The 18,679-nt window shown below is 63.4% G+C and carries 12 protein-coding genes; 5 read left to right on the top strand and 7 right to left on the bottom strand.

Annotated features, from left to right (window positions below):
- Positions 1 to 392 precede the first annotated feature (392 nt).
- Entirely contained in the window at positions 393 to 860 is a 468-nt protein-coding gene (locus FJW08_RS11155) for an Hsp20 family protein (RefSeq protein WP_027142918.1), read from the top strand.
- Positions 861 to 931: 71 nt separating this feature from the next.
- On the opposite strand, the gene FJW08_RS11150 is transcribed toward FJW08_RS11155, so the two are convergent.
- Positions 932 to 1,984: a low specificity L-threonine aldolase gene (locus FJW08_RS11150; protein WP_140810583.1), complete on the bottom strand. Its 1,053-nt coding sequence runs from the start codon at positions 1,982 to 1,984 to the stop codon at positions 932 to 934.
- A gap of 490 nt (positions 1,985 to 2,474) precedes the next feature.
- Here FJW08_RS11150 and gltB point away from each other — a divergent pair, with 490 nt between their 5' ends.
- The gene (gene gltB / locus FJW08_RS11145) at positions 2,475 to 7,208 is read left to right on the top strand and encodes a glutamate synthase large subunit (RefSeq protein WP_140810582.1); all 4,734 of its coding nucleotides are present in this window, start codon (positions 2,475 to 2,477) and stop codon (positions 7,206 to 7,208) included.
- Positions 7,209 to 7,349: 141 nt separating this feature from the next.
- Positions 7,350 to 8,804 (top strand): glutamate synthase subunit beta, encoded by a 1,455-nt coding sequence (locus FJW08_RS11140; protein WP_140810581.1) that lies wholly within the window; start codon positions 7,350 to 7,352, stop codon positions 8,802 to 8,804.
- On the opposite strand, the gene FJW08_RS11135 is transcribed toward FJW08_RS11140, so the two are convergent.
- Positions 8,801 to 10,030: a DUF459 domain-containing protein gene (locus FJW08_RS11135; RefSeq protein WP_140810579.1), complete on the bottom strand. Its 1,230-nt coding sequence runs from the start codon at positions 10,028 to 10,030 to the stop codon at positions 8,801 to 8,803. The genes FJW08_RS11140 and FJW08_RS11135 overlap by 4 nt on opposite strands.
- Before the next feature lie 30 nt (positions 10,031 to 10,060).
- Complete coding sequence (locus tag FJW08_RS11130) at positions 10,061 to 11,284, bottom strand: lytic murein transglycosylase (protein WP_140810578.1); 1,224 nt, start codon at positions 11,282 to 11,284, stop codon at positions 10,061 to 10,063.
- A gap of 200 nt (positions 11,285 to 11,484) precedes the next feature.
- On the opposite strand from FJW08_RS11130, the gene galU reads away from it, so the two are divergent.
- Positions 11,485 to 12,399, top strand: coding sequence for a UTP--glucose-1-phosphate uridylyltransferase GalU (galU, locus tag FJW08_RS11125; protein ID WP_181178348.1), 915 nt, complete (start codon positions 11,485 to 11,487; stop codon positions 12,397 to 12,399).
- A 219-nt stretch (positions 12,400 to 12,618) separates the two neighbouring features.
- Here the strand turns inward: galU and FJW08_RS11120 are convergent, their stop codons facing one another.
- Complete coding sequence (locus FJW08_RS11120; protein WP_181182899.1) at positions 12,619 to 14,403, bottom strand: outer membrane beta-barrel protein; 1,785 nt, start codon at positions 14,401 to 14,403, stop codon at positions 12,619 to 12,621.
- 245 nt (positions 14,404 to 14,648) lie between these two features.
- Between FJW08_RS11120 and FJW08_RS11115 the strand changes: the two genes are divergently transcribed.
- Positions 14,649 to 15,650, top strand: a complete 1,002-nt coding sequence (locus tag FJW08_RS11115; protein ID WP_140756037.1) for a KpsF/GutQ family sugar-phosphate isomerase — start codon at positions 14,649 to 14,651, stop codon at positions 15,648 to 15,650.
- 237 nt (positions 15,651 to 15,887) lie between these two features.
- On the opposite strand, the gene FJW08_RS11110 is transcribed toward FJW08_RS11115, so the two are convergent.
- The 3 genes from FJW08_RS11110 to FJW08_RS11100 form a co-directional block, all read right to left on the bottom strand.
- Complete coding sequence (locus FJW08_RS11110; RefSeq protein ID WP_140810577.1) at positions 15,888 to 16,352, bottom strand: NfeD family protein; 465 nt, start codon at positions 16,350 to 16,352, stop codon at positions 15,888 to 15,890.
- Between the two features lie 20 nt (positions 16,353 to 16,372).
- On the bottom strand, positions 16,373 to 17,323 hold the full coding sequence (locus FJW08_RS11105; protein WP_127278883.1) for an SPFH domain-containing protein: 951 nt from the start codon (positions 17,321 to 17,323) through the stop codon (positions 16,373 to 16,375).
- Positions 17,324 to 17,444: 121 nt separating this feature from the next.
- Positions 17,445 to 18,656 carry an FAD-binding oxidoreductase gene (locus FJW08_RS11100; RefSeq protein ID WP_140810576.1) on the bottom strand — a complete coding sequence of 404 codons (1,212 nt, stop codon included), beginning with the start codon at positions 18,654 to 18,656 and terminating at the stop codon, positions 17,445 to 17,447.
- Positions 18,657 to 18,679 lie beyond the last annotated feature (23 nt).

Raw genomic sequence — 18,679 nt, 5'->3', positions numbered from 1 at the left:
CAAATCCGGGTTATGGAGGCCTGCAGCGGGGAGGGCCGGAAGCGGCTTTGAGCGCGCTTCCGGCCCCTGTCGATCCGGGAGGAAGGGACGTTAACACCCGGTTCGGCCTCGATGCGGCACCTCTGCAAATCCGGCGCCGCCAATCCTTGATCTTGAAAGTCACTTTAGCGGCGGCTGTCTGAACGGGCGCCGAAGCGCCGGTTCATCTGCCGTTCATCAAAGGCACGCGGCCTCAATTTTTTTGCCGTCAATCGAAACTTGAAATGCTCTTGAGCGCTCCCCAGATGTGTATTGCGGCCGCCAATGTTGGGGTCGCTGGTCCTCCCGAAACGCCGCTCACGGGTTTCGCACCGGCCATACGCAAACCATGTTGCTCAACAGGAGAACACATCATGCGTCACGTTGATTTTTCCCCGCTTTACCGTTCGACCGTCGGCTTCGACCGTCTCTTCACGATGCTCGATTCGCTTGCGCAGCCCGATGGCGCGCAGACCTATCCGCCCTACAACATCGAGCGCACCGGTGAGGATTCCTACCGCATCTCGATGGCGGTTGCCGGCTTCTCGGATGACGAGATCTCCATCGAAGCCCATCGCAACGTGCTGACCGTGAAGGGTGAGCGCAAGGACGAGGGCACCGGCGAAGGCTCCGAGCTGCTCTATCGCGGCATTGCCTCCAGGGCCTTCGAGCGCCGCTTCCAGCTTGCCGATCACGTTGAAGTCGTCGGCGCCGCGCTGAAGAACGGCCTGCTCTTCGTCGACCTCAAGCGCAACATTCCCGAAGAGCTGAAGCCGCGCAAGATCGCGATCACCTCGGCTCCGGCCAAGGCCAAGCAGATCGAGGCCAAGACCGCTGCCTAAAGTCTAAAGTCTCCTCCCGAGACGGAAAGCGGCGCCGAAAGGCGCCGCTTTTTTGTTGTCGCGAAGGCTGATTATCCGGCGATCAGCTGGCCAAAGCGGTCGACTTCCTCCGAGGTCGTGGCAAAGCTGGTGACGAAGCGATAGAGCAGTTCGTCCTCGCCGATATGGCCTTCAAAGCCGTGCGGCCTGTGCCAGTCGTAGAAGGTCGCGCCGGCCGCCTGCAGCTTCTCGGCTTCCGCTTTCTTGATCACCGCGAAAACTTCGTTGGCCTGTGGCAGCCAGGCCAGCTTGGCCGTGGCCGAATCCTCGATGGCCGCCGCCAGGCGCGCTGCCATGGCGTTGGCATGCCTGGCGGTGTCGAGCCACAGCCCGTCCTTGAAATAGGCTTCGAACTGCGCCGCGACGAAACGTGACTTCGAAAACAGCTGTGCGGCGCGCTTGCGCAGAAAGGCCAATTCGTTGGCGCGGTCGAGATCGAACAGCACGATCGCCTCGGCGCACCAGCAGCCATTCTTGGTGCCGCCGAAGGACAGGATGTCGACGCCGCGTTTCCAGGTCATTTCTGCCGGCGTGGTGTCGAGCGCGGCCAGCGCGTTGCCAAAGCGGGCGCCGTCCATGTGCAGCGGCACGGAATGGTGTTTGGCGATGGCCGCAATCGCGTCGATGTCGTCCAGGCCATAGATAGTGCCGACCTCGGTCGACTGGGTGATCGAGACGGCCATCGGCCGGCCCCAATGGACCACCTCGCCGGCGAAACGGCCGATCGCCCTGTCCAGATTGTGTGGCTCGATCTTGCCCAGCGGGCCGTCGACGGCGTGAAGCCGCGAGCCGCCTGAAAAATATTCCGGCGCGCCGCACTCGTCCTCGATGACATGCGATTCGCGGTGGGCAAAGGAAATGCCGCCGGGCTTGTTATAGGCAGTCAGCGACAGCGAATTGGCGGCGGTGCCTGTCGCCACGAAGAACACGGCCACCTCGCGTTCGAAAATCTCGCTGAAGCGCTGATAGACGGCCTGGTCGAGGGCACCATCGCCATAGGCGGCCGAAAAGCCGGCGGTATGGGCCGAAAGGCCGGCTGCAATGCTTGGGTGGGCGCCTGCCCAATTGTCGGAAGCGAAGAACATGCGTCTGCCTGTGCTGGGGAAATTGCTGGGACCTTGACCGGTTTCATGACCCGCCCGCAAGAGCCAGACACAAGAAAACGGGTAAAGCCAGTGTCGGGCTGGCGGCGCCTCCAGAGACCGAAGCTTACGTTTTGCGATCGCGTCACGAAATTTTGTGTCGCGGCGCGGCCAAGTTTTTTGTGAATCGGTCTTGTATGGGTTCTGGATTTCTGTCATAAAAATTTAGGACAGTAGTGCTGTCTTATTTTGTCGCACAAAACAGACTGGATTGGCGTATCCTTTAGGCCACTCCGGCTTTTGCCGCGAGCGACAGGTGGACGGACCGGCTCTGGCCTGTACGATACCGGATGTGAACCAGCGGCGTGCCGCCTGGTTCGGCGATTTCGCAAGACGTGCCGCAAGGATGAAGGGCGAGCCCAAGTGCTCGCCAAGGCAAACCAGCGCCCACAGGCTGACCAATGCCAAGTGGCGCGGAACGGAGGATAGGACGATGACGGAATTGACGCTCTCTGCGACGAACGGCCAGGCCGCGCAGACGGAAGCGGCCGCCGTCAAAAATACCTCCACCAAAAATCGTGCGCCCACCGGCGGCCCGACCGCCCAGGGTCTCTACGATCCGCGCAACGAGCATGACGCCTGCGGCGTCGGCTTCATCGTCAACATGAAGGGCGTGAAGTCGCATCAGATCGTCAAGGACGGGCTTGCCGTGCTCGAGAACCTGACGCACCGCGGCGCCGTCGGCGCCGATCCGCTGGTCGGCGATGGCGCCGGCGTGCTGGTGCAGCTTCCGGATCTTTTTTTCCGTGAGGAGATGGCGGCCCAAAGTATCGAACTGCCACCGGTAGGCCAGTATGGCGTCGGACACTGGTTCATGCCGCAAGATGCCATCCTTCGCGCCCATGTCGAAGAAATCATCGCGGAATCGGCGCAGTCCGAAGGGCTGCCGCTGCTGGGATTCCGTGACGTGCCGGTCGACAATTCGTCGCTGTCGAAGGCGGCTGACATCGTCGCGTCCGAGCCGTTCCACCGCCAGGTCTTCATCGGCCGCACGGCTGACATCACCGAGGACGAGGAATACGAGGCCAGGCTCTACCTGCTGCGCAAGGTCATATCGGGCCGCATCTACGCGGAGAACGACAACAAGGACATCGGCGCCTATTGCGTGTCGCTGTCGGCGCGCACGATCGTCTACAAGGGCATGTTCCTGGCCTATCAGGTCGGGGCCTACTACAAGGACCTGACCGATCCGCGCTTCGAGACCGCGCTGATCCTCGTCCACCAGCGCTTCTCGACCAACACCTTCCCGTCGTGGAAGCTGGCGCATCCCTATCGCATGGTCGCGCACAATGGCGAAATCAACACCGTGCGCGGCAACAACAACTGGATGGCGGCGCGCCAGGCGTCTGTCGATTCCGAACTGTTCGGCAACAACATTTCGAAGCTCTGGCCGATCTCCTATGATGGCCAGTCGGATACGGCGTGCTTCGACAATGCGCTCGAGTTCCTGTTCCAGGGCGGCTACAGCCTCAGCCACGCGATGATGATGCTGATCCCGGAAGCCTGGGCCGGCAACAAGCTGATGGATGCCGACCGCAAGGCTTTCTACGAATACCATGCGGCGTTGATGGAACCTTGGGACGGGCCGGCGGCGGTCGCATTCACCGACGGACGCCAGATCGGCGCCACGCTCGACCGCAACGGATTGCGCCCGGCACGCTACATCGTGACCGATGACGACCGCGTCATCATGGCTTCGGAAGCCGGCGTGCTGCCGGTGCCGGAGGAGAAGATCGTGCAGAAGTGGCGGCTGCAGCCCGGCCGCATGCTTCTGATCGACCTGGCCAAGGGCCGCATCGTCCCCGACGAGGAGATCAAGTCGGAGATCGCGACCAAGCATCCCTACAAGACCTGGCTTGGCAATACGCAGCTCATCCTGGAAGATTTGAAGCCGGTCGAGCCGCGCGCGCTGCGCAAGGATGTCAGCCTGCTCGATCGCCAGCAGGCGTTCGGCTACACCCAGGAAGACACCAAGCTGCTGATGTCGCCGATGGCGACCACCGGTCAGGAAGCGGTGGGCTCGATGGGCACCGACACGCCGATCTCGGCGATGTCGGACAAGTCGAAGCTGCTCTACACCTATTTCAAGCAGAATTTCGCCCAGGTCACCAACCCACCAATCGACCCGATCCGCGAGGAACTCGTGATGAGCCTGGTGTCCTTCATCGGACCGAGGCCGAACATCTTCGACCTGGTCGGCAATTCGCGCCGCAAGCGGCTCGAGGTGCGCCAGCCGATCCTGACCAATGGCGACCTCGAGAAGATTCGCTCCATCGGCCACACCGAGGACCGTTTCGACACCAAGACGATCGACATCACCTATGGGTCGAGCGAGGGCGCCGCGGGCATGCAGGGCGCCATAGACCGGCTGTGCGAGCGGGCGGAGGCGGCGGTCGCCGGCGGCTACAACATCATCATCCTTTCCGACCGCCAGCTCGGACCGGACCGTATCGCCATTCCGGCACTGCTGGCGACAGCCGCCGTGCACCACCACCTGATCCGCAAGGGGCTGCGCACCGCGGTCGGCCTGGTCGTCGAATCCGGCGAGCCGCGCGAGGTGCATCATTTCTGCTGTCTTGCCGGCTACGGCGCGGAAGCGATCAATCCCTATCTCGCCTTCGACACGCTGCTCGACATGCACAAGCGTGGCGAATTGCCTGAAGAGGTCGACGCCTACGAAGTGGTGTCGCGCTACATCAAGTCGATCGGCAAGGGCATCCTCAAGGTGATGTCCAAAATGGGCATCTCGACCTACCAATCCTATTGCGGCGCGCAGATCTTCGACGCCATCGGGCTGAAGACCGATTTCGTGCAGCAATACTTTACCGGCACCGCCACGCTGATCGAAGGCGTCGGACTGGATGAGGTCGCGGGCGAAACCGTCAGCCGCCACACGGACGGTTTCGGTAGCGATCCGGTGCTGCGCAACAGCCTTGAGGTCGGCGGCGAATATCTGTTCCGCATGCGCGGCGAGGCGCATATGTGGTCGCCCGACGCGGTCGCCACCTTGCAGCATGCCGTGCGCCAGGGATCGTGGGAGACGTTCAAGGATTATTCGGCGCAAATCGACAGCGAGACGGCGCGCGCCCAGACCATCCGCGGCCTGTTCAAGATCAGGCTGGCGGATGAGACCGGCCGCAAGAAGGTCGCACTCGACGACGTGATGCCGGCGGCCGACATCGTCAAGCGCTTCTCGACCGGGGCGATGTCGTTCGGTTCGATCTCGCGCGAGGCTCACACGACGCTGGCGCGGGCCATGAACCAGATCGGCGGCAAGTCGAACACCGGCGAAGGCGGTGAAGAGGCCGACCGTTACCTGCCGCTGCCCGGCGGCGGCAAGAACCCTGAGCGCTCGGCGATCAAGCAGGTCGCCTCGGGACGGTTCGGCGTGACGGCCGAGTATCTCGTCAATTCCGACGTCATGCAGATCAAGGTGGCTCAGGGCGCCAAGCCCGGCGAAGGCGGCCAGTTGCCCGGCCACAAGGTCGACGCGACCATTGCCAAGGTTCGGCATTCGACGCCGGGCGTCGGCCTGATCTCGCCGCCGCCACACCACGACATCTATTCGATCGAGGACCTGGCGCAACTGATCTACGATCTGAAGAACGTCAATCCGGCGGCCGACGTGTCGGTCAAGCTGGTGTCGGAAGTCGGCGTTGGCACGGTCGCGGCGGGCGTTGCCAAGGCGCGCGCCGACCACATCACCATCTCGGGCTATGATGGCGGCACCGGCGCGTCGCCGCTGACCTCGCTCAAGCACGCCGGCAGCCCGTGGGAAATGGGCCTTGCCGAGACGCACCAGACGCTGGTGCTGAACGGCCTGCGCTCACGCGTGGCGCTGCAGGTCGATGGCGGCCTGCGCACCGGGCGCGACGTCATCATCGGCGCGCTGCTCGGCGCTGACGAATTCGGCTTCTCGACCGCGCCGCTGATCGCGGCCGGCTGCATCATGATGCGCAAGTGCCATCTCAACACCTGCCCGGTCGGTGTCGCGACGCAGGACCCGGTGCTGCGCAAGCGCTTCAAGGGCACGCCCGAGCACGTCATCAACTTCTTCTTCTACGTGGCGGAAGAGGTGCGGGCGCTGCTCGCCGAAATGGGCTTTACCCATCTTGACCAGATTATCGGCGACGCCGACCTTCTGGAGAAGCGCGACGTGATCCAGCATTGGAAGGCGCGCGGGCTCGACTTCTCGAAGATGTTCTACAAGCCCGACGCGCCACACGAAGCGGTGCACTGGACCGAACGGCAGAAGCACCCGATCGACGATGTGCTCGACCGCAAGCTGATCGAACTGGCCAAGCCCGCGCTGGAGGCGAAGCAACCGGTCAAGATCGAAGTCGACATCCGCAATGTCGACCGTTCGACGGGCGCCATGCTGTCGGGTGAAGTGGCCAAGCGCTTCAAGCACAAGGGCCTGCGCGAGGACACGATCCAGGTCAAGCTTACCGGAACCGCGGGCCAGTCGTTCGGCGCGTTCCTGGCGCGGGGCATCTCGTTCGAACTCGTCGGCGCCGGTAACGACTATGTCGGCAAGGGCCTGTCGGGCGGACGCATCGTCATCCGGCCGCCGCAGGAAGCCAGGATCGTCGCGGCCGACTCCATCATCGTCGGCAATACGGTGCTCTATGGCGCGACCGAGGGCGAGGCCTATTTCGCCGGCGTAGCGGGCGAACGTTTCGCGGTGCGTAATTCGGGCGTGGCAGCCGTCGTCGAAGGTGTCGGCGACCATGGCTGCGAATACATGACCGGCGGCGTCGTCGTCGTCATCGGCAAGACCGGCCGTAACTTCGCCGCCGGCATGTCGGGCGGTGTCGCCTATGTGCTGGACGAGGCGGGTGATTTCGCCGAGCGCTGCAACATGGCTATGGTCGAGCTGGAGCCGGTGCCGGAAGAAGACGACCTGATGGAAAAGCTGCTGCACCATGGCGGCGACCTCGACCACAAGGGCCGCGTCGACGTGTCCGGCGACATGACCAGCCATGACGAGGAACGACTCTACCAGCTGATCTCGAACCACGTGCACTATACGGGTTCGGTGCGCGGCCGCGAGATCCTCGACGACTGGACGACTTTCCGGCCGAAATTCCGCAAGATCATGCCGGTCGAATACCGCCGGGCCCTGATCGAGATGGAACGCATGCGCATGGGCGTCGCGGCCGAATAGATTTTTGAGAATTGCCGGGGAGCCCAGGCTTCCCGGCCCCTTCATCGTCAGTTTGACCTCGGGTGCAAGGTTGCCATGGCTGCCTCAAGAGGTTAACGGGTGCGGCGAAAACCGCACCATCTGGACAGCAGGAACTGGACTATGGGCAAGGTAACAGGCTTTCTCGAAATCGACCGGCAGGTGCACAAGTACCAGCCTGCTTCCGACCGCATCCGGCACTTTCGCGAGTTCACGCTGCCGATGTCGGACAAGGAGGTCGAGAAACAGGCCGCGCGCTGCATGGATTGCGGCATTCCATTCTGCCATGGGCCGACGGGCTGCCCGATCCACAACCAGATTCCGGACTGGAACGATCTCGTCTACAACAGGGATTGGGATAACGCGATCCGCAACCTGCACTCGACCAACAATTTCCCGGAGTTCACCGGCCGCATCTGTCCGGCACCTTGCGAGGAAGCCTGCACGCTGAACCTCGAGGACATTCCGGTCGCCATCAAGACAGTGGAGCAGGCGATCGCGGACAAGGCCTATGAGACCGGCCATATCAGGCCCTATCCGCCGGAGAAGAAGACCGGCAAGCGTGTCGCCATCATCGGCTCCGGCCCGGCCGGCATGGCGGCCGCCCAGCAGCTTGGCCGCGCCGGCCACGACGTGCATGTCTATGAGCGCGAGAGCCGCCCCGGCGGGCTGATGCGTTACGGCATTCCGGACTTCAAGATCGAGAAGCACTATGTCGACCGGCGCATCGAACAGATGCAGGGCGAGGGCGTCATCTTCCATTGCGGCGTCAATGTCGGCGTCGACAAGCCCGTCGCGGAACTCCTCGCCGAACATGATGCGGTGCTCTATTGCGGCGGTTCGGAAACACCGCGCGCGGCCGGCATTCCAGGCGACGATCTCGGCGGCGTGCATGACGCGATGCCTTATCTGGTCCAGCAGAACCGCCGCGTCGGCGGCGAGCCGATCCAGTCCGTGGCATGGCCGTCGCATCCGATCATCGCCGGTGGCCAGCATGTCGTCGTCGTCGGTGGCGGCGATACCGCGTCCGACTGCGTCGGCACCGCCTTCCGCCAGGGCGCGGTGCGCGTCACCCAACTCGACATCCGTCCGCAGCCGCCCGAGAAGGAAGACAAGCTCTCCGTCTGGCCCTACTGGGCGACCAAGATGCGCACCTCGTCCTCGCAGGCCGAGGGCGCCGAACGCGAATTCCAGGTGGCGACGCTCGAATTCATCGGCGAGGAAGGCCAGCTTACGGGCGTCAAGTGCTGCGAGGTCGACGAGAAGCGCAAGCCGATCCCCGGCACGGAATTCGTCATCCGCGCCGATCTCGCCTTCATCGCCATCGGCTTTGCCGGCCCGGCTATGGCGGGCGTTGCGGCGGAACTGGAGGGTGAGATGAAGATCACCACCGACAGCCGCCGTTCCAGGAATGTCGAGGCCAACGACCGCGACTACAAGACCAGCGTCGACCGGCTCTATGCGGCGGGCGATGTGCGCCGCGGCCAGTCGCTGGTCGTCTGGGCGATCCGCGAAGGTCGCCAGGCGGCACGCTCGATCGACGAGGCGCTGATGGGGACGAGCGTTCTGCCGCGTTAAGGGCTGATCGCCGTCGTGGTATCGGCCGCCGCAGCGGCTGCCGAACTTGCCTTCGGTGGCCAGGAGAAATCATCGGCGCGGCCCGGCGAAGCCTCCGGCGCCTTGCCCTCGATCATCAGCCTTTCCCCGGGAAGAGCTGGATTGGCCTTCGGCGGCGGGGCGGCGCCGAGCAATTCCGTGCCGCCGTCGAGCGCGGGATCGCTGAGCAGCATGGGCTGGGTGCGATCGATGACGATGGGCGCGGCCGCCGGAGCAGGTGCTTCGACGGGTGCGCCCGCCGGCGCGACGGCCGGCGCCACGCTTCCTGGCGCGGCCAATCCAAGGATCTTCAGCAGCGGCTTTTCGGTGTAGAAGGCGAGTTTGCGCTTGCCGGCCTTGGACACGTTGATGCCGTCATCGGCGCGCAGCCGCACGGGCTGGCCGTTCATGTCGGGGCCGTTGGTGATGAAGGCGCCGTTCTCGTCGACGAAGCCGTCCCAGACATCGACGAACTCGCCGCCGTGGCTTTCGGCCGCCTTGTGGTAGATGTCGTTGAAGGCCAGCATGTCCGAGGTCATCTTCGGCACCCGGAAGGCCGGCATGCCGACCCACAGGAAAGGCACCTTGGCGGTGGCGATTGCCTTGCCGAACTCATCGGTGCGGCGTTCGTATTCCTTGGTCCAGTTCTCGGAGCGGGGCTGCTCGCGCACGTCGCCGACCTTCATTTGCTGGCGGTCGTTAGACCCCAGCATGACGACCACTGCGGCGGGTTTTTCGGTTTCGATCAGCGATTTGATCTGTTCGGGCCAGTTGTAGAAATCGTCGCGCACGAAGCCTGACGAGCCATTGCTGCGGACAACGATCCTGACACCGGTATTCTCGGCGAAGGCGTCGTCCAGACCCTCGGCGAGGCCCGCCGCCATGAAGTCGCCGACCACCAGCACGGTGCGGGCGTCCGGCGCTTTTTCGACCACGGGCGTTGCCGGCTCCGCTGGCGGGCGAGGCGCACGCGGTTTTTTCTTCGGCTTAGGCGTCGCCTGCTGAATGTCCTGCGGCGGCTCGACCCGCTCGCTGCGGCGCGGAAACAGGAGGTCGCGCAACGACCAGCCGCGGCTCTGCTGCGGCTGCTCCTGCGCCATGGCTGGGGCATGGACGGCGCCGGCCACGGCAATGGCGAGCACGGCGAAGGCCAGGACCAGCACCGGCATGCGACGAACGAACGCCCCGACGCGCGCAGGCCACACCAATCGTTCCCTCCCTACTCAATACGTCAGGCTCTATTTCCGCCTGAGCCATTTCAGCACTTCCAAGCTCGGATAGCCATCCTGGGTCAAGCCGACCTTTGCCTGATAGGCCATGATGGCCGTCTTCGAGCCGTCGCCGATCTTGCCGTCGAATTTGCCATCATAAAGGCCATGCTGGGAAAGTCGCTTCTGCAACTCCTGCCGTTCCTCGAAGCTGAGCTTGGTGAAAGGCCGGTTCCAATCCTGCACCAGGCCGTTGCCGCCGGCGATCTCATCGGCAAGCAGACCGACGGCGAGCGCGTATTTGTCGGCATTGTTGTAGGCCTTGATGACCGAGAAATTCCTGATCATCAGGAAGGCCGGCCCGCCACGGCCATCCGGCACTTTCAGCGTCGCCTTGTCGGCGAGGCTCTTGAACGGCTTGCCGCTGGCGCGGACCACGCCGAGCGCCTGCCATTGCGCCAGCGTCTTGGATCCGGCCGGCAATTTGCCTGCCGGCAACGTGACTTCGTAGCCCCAGGTCTTTCCGGCCTGCCAGCCATTCTTCTTGAGCAGGTTGGCTGATGTCGCCAGCGCATCGGGAATGGAATTCCAGATGTCGCGCTTGCCGTTACCGTCCATGTCGACGGCATAATGCTGGTAGCTGGTCGGGATGAACTGGGTCTGGCCCATGGCGCCCGCCCAGGAGCCCATCAGATGGCTCTCGTCGATGTCGCCGGTTTGCAGGATCTTCAGGGCCGCGACCAACTGGGTGCGAGCGTATTTCGAACGTTTCGCGTCGCCATAACCCAAAGTCGCCAGCGAACGGATGACGTTGCGCATGATGTCGTCGCGCTTGAGGATCTCGCCATAGTTGGATTCCATCGACCAGATGGCCAGGAGAACGTACCGGTCGACGCCGAACCTTGCCTCGATCCTGTCCAGCCAAGGCTTCCACTTTTTCGCCATCAGCTGCCCGACGGCGACGGACTGGTCATGGACGCGGTTGTCGAAATAATCCCAGGCGGGGGCGGTGAATTCGGGCTGCGTGCGAGCCTTTTCCAACACTACCGGGTCGGCTTCTTTGATGCCGCTGAATGCTTGGTCGTAGATAGCGCCGGAAACGCCGCCCGCCACGGCGGTGGCGCGGAAGCCGGCGACCCATTGCCGGAACCCGGCGTCGGCGAAAGCCGGCCCGGTGGGGATGAGCAAAGTGAGCGAGAGGCTAGCTGCCGTCATGGCGCTGGTAAAACGTTTTGCGGCATTGCGAACGGACATCTTTTCCTCCTTCTCTGTCTCAGGAAAGACCATTCATCGCCGAACCGGGTTAGGAATTGGTTTACCATAGGTGTCGCCTGGAACGAAAAGACACCTCGATGCTTTAACCGGTGGAAGTTTCCCTCACCCGCCCAGTAATCTTCGATTCCGGCGTGAAAATGTCGCGAGACGGGATTGCGGTGCGGGCCAGCAAACGGATAATTGAAAGTATGAAGAGAGTTCGCAAGGCAGTTTTCCCGGTCGCCGGTCTCGGCACGCGGTTTCTCCCGGCCACCAAGGCTGTTCCCAAGGAGATGCTGACCGTCGTCGACAGGCCGGTCATCCAGTATGTCGTCGATGAGGCGCGCGAGGCGGGCATCGAGCATTTCATTTTCGTGACCGGCCGCAACAAGGCGGTCATCGAGGACCATTTCGATATCCAGTTCGAGCTCTATGACACACTGGCACAGCGCGGCAAGGACGAGCAGCTTGCCCGACTGCAACGACTGCAGCCGTTGCCGGGCCAGACCAGCTTCACCCGCCAGCAGGTACCGATGGGTCTCGGCCATGCCGTCTGGTGCGCGCGCGAACTGGTCGGCGACGAACCTTTCGCCCTGTTGTTGCCGGACATGATCATGCAGTCGGAGAAGAGCTGCACGAAAGCAATGGTCGAGCTCTACGAGGAAACCGGCAACAACATCATCGCCGTGCAGGAATGCGATCCGGCGGAGGCCCATAAATACGGCATCGTCGGGCGCGGCGAAGACACGCATCACGGGTTCCGCATCACCGAAATGGTGGAAAAGCCGAAGACCGGCACGGCGCCGTCCAACCTCTACATCAACGGCCGCTACATCCTGCAGCCGGAAATATTTGGGATTCTGGAAGGACAGGAGAAGGGCGCCGGCAACGAGATCCAGCTCACCGACGCGATGCTGAAGCTGGAGAAGCAGCAGGCCTTCTACGGCTACCACTATCAGGGCCGCACCTTCGATTGCGGGTCGCCGGAAGGTTTTGTCGAGGCCAATGTCGCCTTCGCGCTGTGGCGCAACGACATGAACCAGAGCATGGCCGGCGTCATCCGCACGCTGCTCGACGAGATGCAGCCATCGGAGCGCCGCGGGGCGGCATTTTAGGCCCCATTTTCGTCGTCCTCGGGCAAAGCAGGAGCGTAGCGACGTCGCGGAGACCCGAGGATCCATTCCGTTACATAGACCCAGAGTGTAGCGGTCCGGAACGATGTCCCCAGGCCTACCATCGCGGAGGCGACCCATAAATCGCGGCATGGATCCTGGGGTCTGCGCCGCGTCGCTTCGCTCCTTGCTACGCCCCAGGATGACGAAGCTCATACGCCTTCAGCGCTGCACCTTCACGCCGAGGTAGATGCTGTTGGCGGTGTAGTCGCGGCCGGGCAGGTTGCTGGTCAGCTTTTCGGTTCTCAGCCGGCTGGTGAGGCCGGCATAGCGGTTCAGCCACCAGGTCAGCCCGGCCTCGGCGCTCAATATCCTGTCGTGGCCGTCGATGCCGACATAATCGCGCCAATCCAGGCCCAAAGCCGCATTCGCGGTGAGATTGGATCGGATCACGCGTTCGCCGGTCAGGCGTCCGGAGTAGAGGATATCGCCACTTTCGCCCGACGTGGTCGTGGTCTCGACGGTGGTCTTGCCGGTTAGGCCGATCGTGGTGCCGCGCTGCGGCGACCATTTGAGATCGGCATTGACGGTGGCCCCCGAAATCGCTTCCAGGTTCTTGTCGTCGATCGCTTCCCTGAGCCAGCCGGCCGAGAATTCACCCGACAGCTTTTCACCCATGTCGAGTTGCAGGCCGGCGCGGGCGCCAAGCCGCGTCGAGGAGCGCTCGAAGCCTTCATTGTCGATGCGCTGGTCATAGGCCCGGCGGCCGACCTCGATTTCGGTGAAGGGCGTGAGCGCCGGAGATATCTCGTAGCCCGTGCGCAAGGTTGCGGTGTAGAGCGTGTTGTCCTGATCTTTCTGCGACAGCGAGGTGCCGTCCGAGAGCTTGGCGTCACCATAGAAGTCGTGTGTGATCGCCCCGGTCAACGTGTACTGCATCTTGCCGACGGCCTTCTCGACGCCGATGCTGCCGTCGATCGTCTGCCGCAGCGGCTGGGTGCTGACGCCGGCAATGGCATCGGGCGAAGACGCGGATTCCGGCACGGCTTCGTAGCCGAGCTTGGCGATGGCGCGCAATTCCTTGTCGAGGTCGACATTGAGCTGGCCTTCGATGCGGCCCTGCGCATCGTGAACCGGGTAGCCCGACACGGTTTCGCGGAAAATGCCATAGCCGTCGATGGTCGCGGAGTTTTCGCGCCAGTCGGAAGCGGCGGTAAAGCGCAGCGCCGTCTCGGACAGCAGCGCCGATGTACCGGCACTGCTCGAATCGCCGTTCGTGGTGGCGGTCAGCCCCTGTTCGATGGTCGGCCGGATGACGAAGGAGCCCCATTTGACGCCGGTGGCGGAAAACGGATCATCCTCTGGTTTCTTGTTCTGGCCCTCGATTGCGGCGGTGCGCTCGGCGCCGGCATCGAGTTTCTGCCTGTCCACACTGTCGATCGTGAGTGCACGGCGGTTGGCCGCTTCCTTGTCCGCCGCGCTGCTGTCGGTGTCGTCCGTCGTCGCCGTGGTGGCAGTCGTGGCGGTGGTGGTTGGATCTGTAGCCGCCTTGGTGGTCTTTTTCTTCTTCGACTGGTCGGCGGCCTTGTCCTTTGCCTTGTCAGGCGCATTCTGCCTGGCGGTCGAAGTGCGGCGTGGCTTGGGCGGCGCTGGCGTGTCGGCGGAGGCCTCCTCGACCGCCTGGGGCGGGTCGAAGACGCTGGTGGTCGAGTTCGCGGCGTCCGTGTCGTCAGGCACGGCCCCGGCGCTGGCCGGCAGATAGGTACGCGCCGGCGCATCGTCCTGCGCGGCAGCGTTGGCCGCCGCTTGCTGGGCGAGAACCAGGCTTCTCGCCTTGCGCTGCTGGTCGGACAGGATCGCCGATTCGGACACTTCTCCACGCAGTTCCGTTTCCTGGGCATGGAGCGGCGCGGGACGCAGCAAGGCAAGGATGCTGGTCGCCAGCAGCAACGCACAGACCGCCTTGCCCTGTCGTCCTCTCAATTTTTCTGGCTGGACCCCGGACATCGCCACCACTGCTTGCGCGGCGCATGCGCGCCATACTTACCGAACCGTAAATGCGGATGGTTAACGGAGGGTTGAGGCCGTGCGCGCCATGGGCCTCGAACGCCGATTTGGGAGTCTTACGACCGTCGTTGAGCTTCCTGTTCTTGCGCTTGTCGTTGTCCCAATCGATCGCACGGCGTTTGAGCAACAGACGCGGGGCCATTTCCGTTGGACAGGCGGGCGGCAAAGCGCTAATCGCATCATCCATGCATGCGAAATCCCTGGAAAAGAAGCCCTTGGACAGGCAAGCGTCGATCGAATCGGCGCTGAGAACCGTGGCAACCGAACAGGCCGGGATCGCGGCCCTTGCCGACGCGCTCGAGAACGGACTGGCAGCACCCTTTGCCCAGGCCGTCGAAATGATCTCGAAGATTGAGGGCCGGCTCATCGTCACCGGTGTCGGCAAAAGCGGCCATATCGGTTCGAAGGTCGCGGCGACGCTGGCCTCGACCGGCACGCCGGCCTTCTTCGTCCACCCCGTCGAGGCCAACCATGGCGATCTCGGCATGATCGCCAGGGACGACGCCATCATCGCCATCTCATGGTCGGGCGAGAGCAAGGAGATGATGGGCATCGTCGCCTATTCCCGGCGCTTCTCCATTCCGCTCATCGCCGTGACCTCCGGGGAGACGTCGGCGCTGGCGCGCGCGGCCGACGTGGTATTGCTCTTGCCACGCGCCCCCGAGGCTTGCCCGCATGGCCTGGCACCGACGACATCAACGCTGCTGCAGCTGGTCATCGGCGATGCGCTGGCGATTGCGCTGCTCGAGGCGCGCGGCTTCACGCCGGACCATTTCCGCACTTTCCATCCCGGCGGCCAGCTCGGCGCCAACCTGACCATGGTGTCCGAGATCATGCGGGTCGGCGACCAGATGCCGCTGGCCGCGCTCGGCACCAAGATGCCGGAAGCGGTGATGACGCTGTCACAGAAGAAGGTCGGCTGCGTGCTGATCGTCGAGGCGAATGGGGAACTGGCGGGGATCATCACCGACGGCGATGTCGCGCGCAACCTGCACCGCAACCTAGCCGATGTCATCGTCGACGAGGTAATGACCCGCACGCCCAAGACGGTCGACCCGCAGACGCTCGCAGGCACGGCGATCGCGCTGCTCAACGAGCACAATGTCGGCGCGCTGGTGGTGACCAGGAACAACATGCCGCTGGGCGTGGTGCATTTCCATGACCTGTTGCGCATCGGCGCAGCCTAAGGTGCGCTGATATTCAGGTGAAGCCGGCCTGCGAACGGCGGCTTTCTGCGCTTCCGGCCTTCGCCGGCCGAAGCACTCATGAGGGATCGTGGCAAGGCTTCGGCCGGCGTAGGCCGGTGCTCACCTACTGAAGTACGCTCCGCTCCGGTTCTCGAAAGCCGTCGTTCTCGACTCGGCCTGACCTGAATCTCAACACATCTTGCGCCGGTGCTATTCAGGTATTGGCGGCCTGGAAACTCAGACCCGTTCCACCGTCAGTTCCAGATCGGTGTCGGCAGCGGCGGTGACGCGCACCTGGGTGCCGGCGGGCAAATCCGGGCCGGAGACGCGCCACAGCGTGTCGCCGAGCTTGATGCGGCCGCGGCCGTCGCGGATCGGTTCGGCAAGCGTCGCCATCTTCCCGATCATCTGCGCACCACGGCGGTTGAGCAGCGGCTGGTCGCTCGGCTGGTCGCGTCCGCCCATGAGTTTCTTGCCGACAAAGGCTGAAACCAGTGACAGCACGAGGAATAGCAGCACCTGGACCTGCCATGTCCAGATGGCGGCATCCCAGATCAGCAGTGACACCGCGCCGATGACCAGGGCGGCGATGCCGATCCAAAGCATGAAGAAGCCCGGCGCGATGACCTCTACCACCAGCAGCACGAAGCCCAGGACCATCCAGTTCCACGGCCCGAGTTCAGAAACGATGCGATCGAGCATGGGAGTAACCTCCTACGATCTCAATTCTCGCTCGGGCGGACTACCGGCGGACGTGCCGCCTGCCGCTGCGCGCCGGTCGTGCCTTCGCTGCGGAACACTTCCTTGGCGATTTCGCCGATACCGCCAAGCGTGCCGATCAGCGACGAGGCTTCCAGCGGCATCAGCACGACCTTACTGTTGGTGGCCGAACCGATCCTGGTCAGGGCCTCGGTGTATTTCTGGGCGACGAAGTAGTTCAGCGCCTGCACGTCGCCCTTGGAAATCGCTTCCGACACCACCTGGGTGGCGCGGGCTTCGGCTTCGGCGGAGCGTTCGCGCGCCTCGGCGTCGCGGAAGGCGGCTTCCTTGCGGCCCTCGGCTTCGAGGATCTGCGACTGCTTGAGGCCCTCGGCGGCCAGAATCTGCGCGCGCTTGTTGCGCTCGGCGGTCATCTGGCGGCCCATCGATTCGATCAGGTTGGCTGGCGGGTTGATGTCCTTGATCTCGACGCGGGTGATCTTGATGCCCCATGGGTGTGCCGCCTCGTCGACGACGCGCAGCAGGCGCTCGTTGATGGCGTCGCGGTTGGACAACAGCTCATCGAGGTCCATCGAACCCATGACGGTACGGATGTTGGTCATCGTCAGGTTGAGGATGGCGTTCTGCAGGCCGGCAACCTGATAGGCGGCCTGCGCCGCATTGAGGATCTGGTAGAAAGCAATGCCGTCGACACCGACGATGGCGTTGTCGCGGGTGATGATCTCCTGGCTCGGAACGTCGAGCACCTGCTCCATCATGTTCATCTTGGCGCCGATCCGGTCAACGAAGGGCGTGATGAGATTGAGGCCGGGGCTCAGTGTCTTGGTATAACGACCAAAACGTTCGACGGTATAGTTGTATCCTTGCGGAATTGTCTTGATGCCCTTGAACAGCACCAGCACGACAAGCGCGACCAAAACAACGACCGCAATATCGAAACCACTGAAATCCATTTGGCTCTCCCTCAGAAGCAGGCCGCGCAAGCCATTCCCGCACAGCCGACTTCACCAAAGACTTAAGTGTATTTCAGTAGCGTTACAATCAGGTGATGAGGGATTGTTTGCGGTTACACACTCAGTGGTTGAAGGCAAACAGGCTTGCATCCGTGTCTTCAAGCCCGTCGATCGACGCCGAGACGATCTCGGCAGCGATCCGCGAGAAGGTGATGCCGTTGCCGCCATATCCCAACACGGCATGGATGCGAGGATGCCCCGGAATGGCGCCGATATAGGGCAGCCCTGACGTCGTGGTGCCAAAGGAGCCGGTCCAGGAAAATTCGGGGCTGACGTCCAGATGCGGAAATATCAGGTTTAGTTTTGCGGCGATGCGTGCGCTCTTGTCGCCGATCAGGTCATCGCGCTGCGTCTCGTCGATGAAATCCTCGTCCTCGCCGCCGCATATGACCCGGCCATCGGCCGTTGCCCTGACGTAGAGATAGGGATCGGAAGCTTCCCAGATAAACGCCGCACCCGGCCAGAGCTTTCGCGGTTGCGGGCGGGTCGCGATCGCCCATGTCGATATGACCCGATGGGCGGCCGCCGGCACGATGTCGACCAGTTCGTAACCGGTGGCCAGGACAACGTGCCATGCCGTGATGGCGGGGCCGTCCCTCGTTGCCACGACCACCTCGTCGGCGCTGTCCTTGATCGCTGCCGCTTCGACCGGCGCATAGAGACGTGCCTTGCGCTCCCGAGCCCTGAGCAGCAACCCGGCCGTCAGCTTGCGCGGGTCGAGCGCGATATTGCCATGGCTGAGGATGGCGCCGCTGCGGTCGATGCCGAACGCCTCGGCGAGCGGCCGAGGGGTCAGATAGGTCGCGGCGATGCCGGCTCGCCGTCGCGCCTCGGCTTCCTCGCGCAATTCCGATGGGTCGAGCACGGTACCGGCCAGATAAAGCGATGCGGTGCGGCTCATGCCGCAGTTGATGCCGAGCTCTTCGATGCGGGCGGCGAGATTGGAAATGGCCAGCCTCGAACGTCGCCAGGCCTGCCGTGCCTGGGCCTTGCCAATCATCCTCGACAGAACCGAAAGCGGCTGGTCGATTTCGAACTGCACCAGCGCCGTGGTTGCCGCTGTCGATCCTTTCAGCGGCCCACGCCGGTCGATGCAGATTACGGAGTGACCGTCCGCTGTCAGCGTCTCGGCCATCATGGCGCCGCTGATGCCCATGCCGATGATCAGCACATCGGTCTTGACGTCCCGAGTGAGACTGCCTGTCGGCACCGCGGGCGCGCGATAGGCGGACCAGACGGGCTGGCCGGTCCTGAGGTCGAGTTTGCGGAGCATCGAATTCTCCGGAGGCGCTGCTC

It is taken from the genome of Mesorhizobium sp. B3-2-1, from assembly GCF_006439515.1.
Classification (GTDB): domain Bacteria; phylum Pseudomonadota; class Alphaproteobacteria; order Rhizobiales; family Rhizobiaceae; genus Mesorhizobium.
The sequence above is the reverse complement of the archived record's forward strand: the minus strand, read 5'-3'. Positions and strand labels throughout refer to the sequence as shown.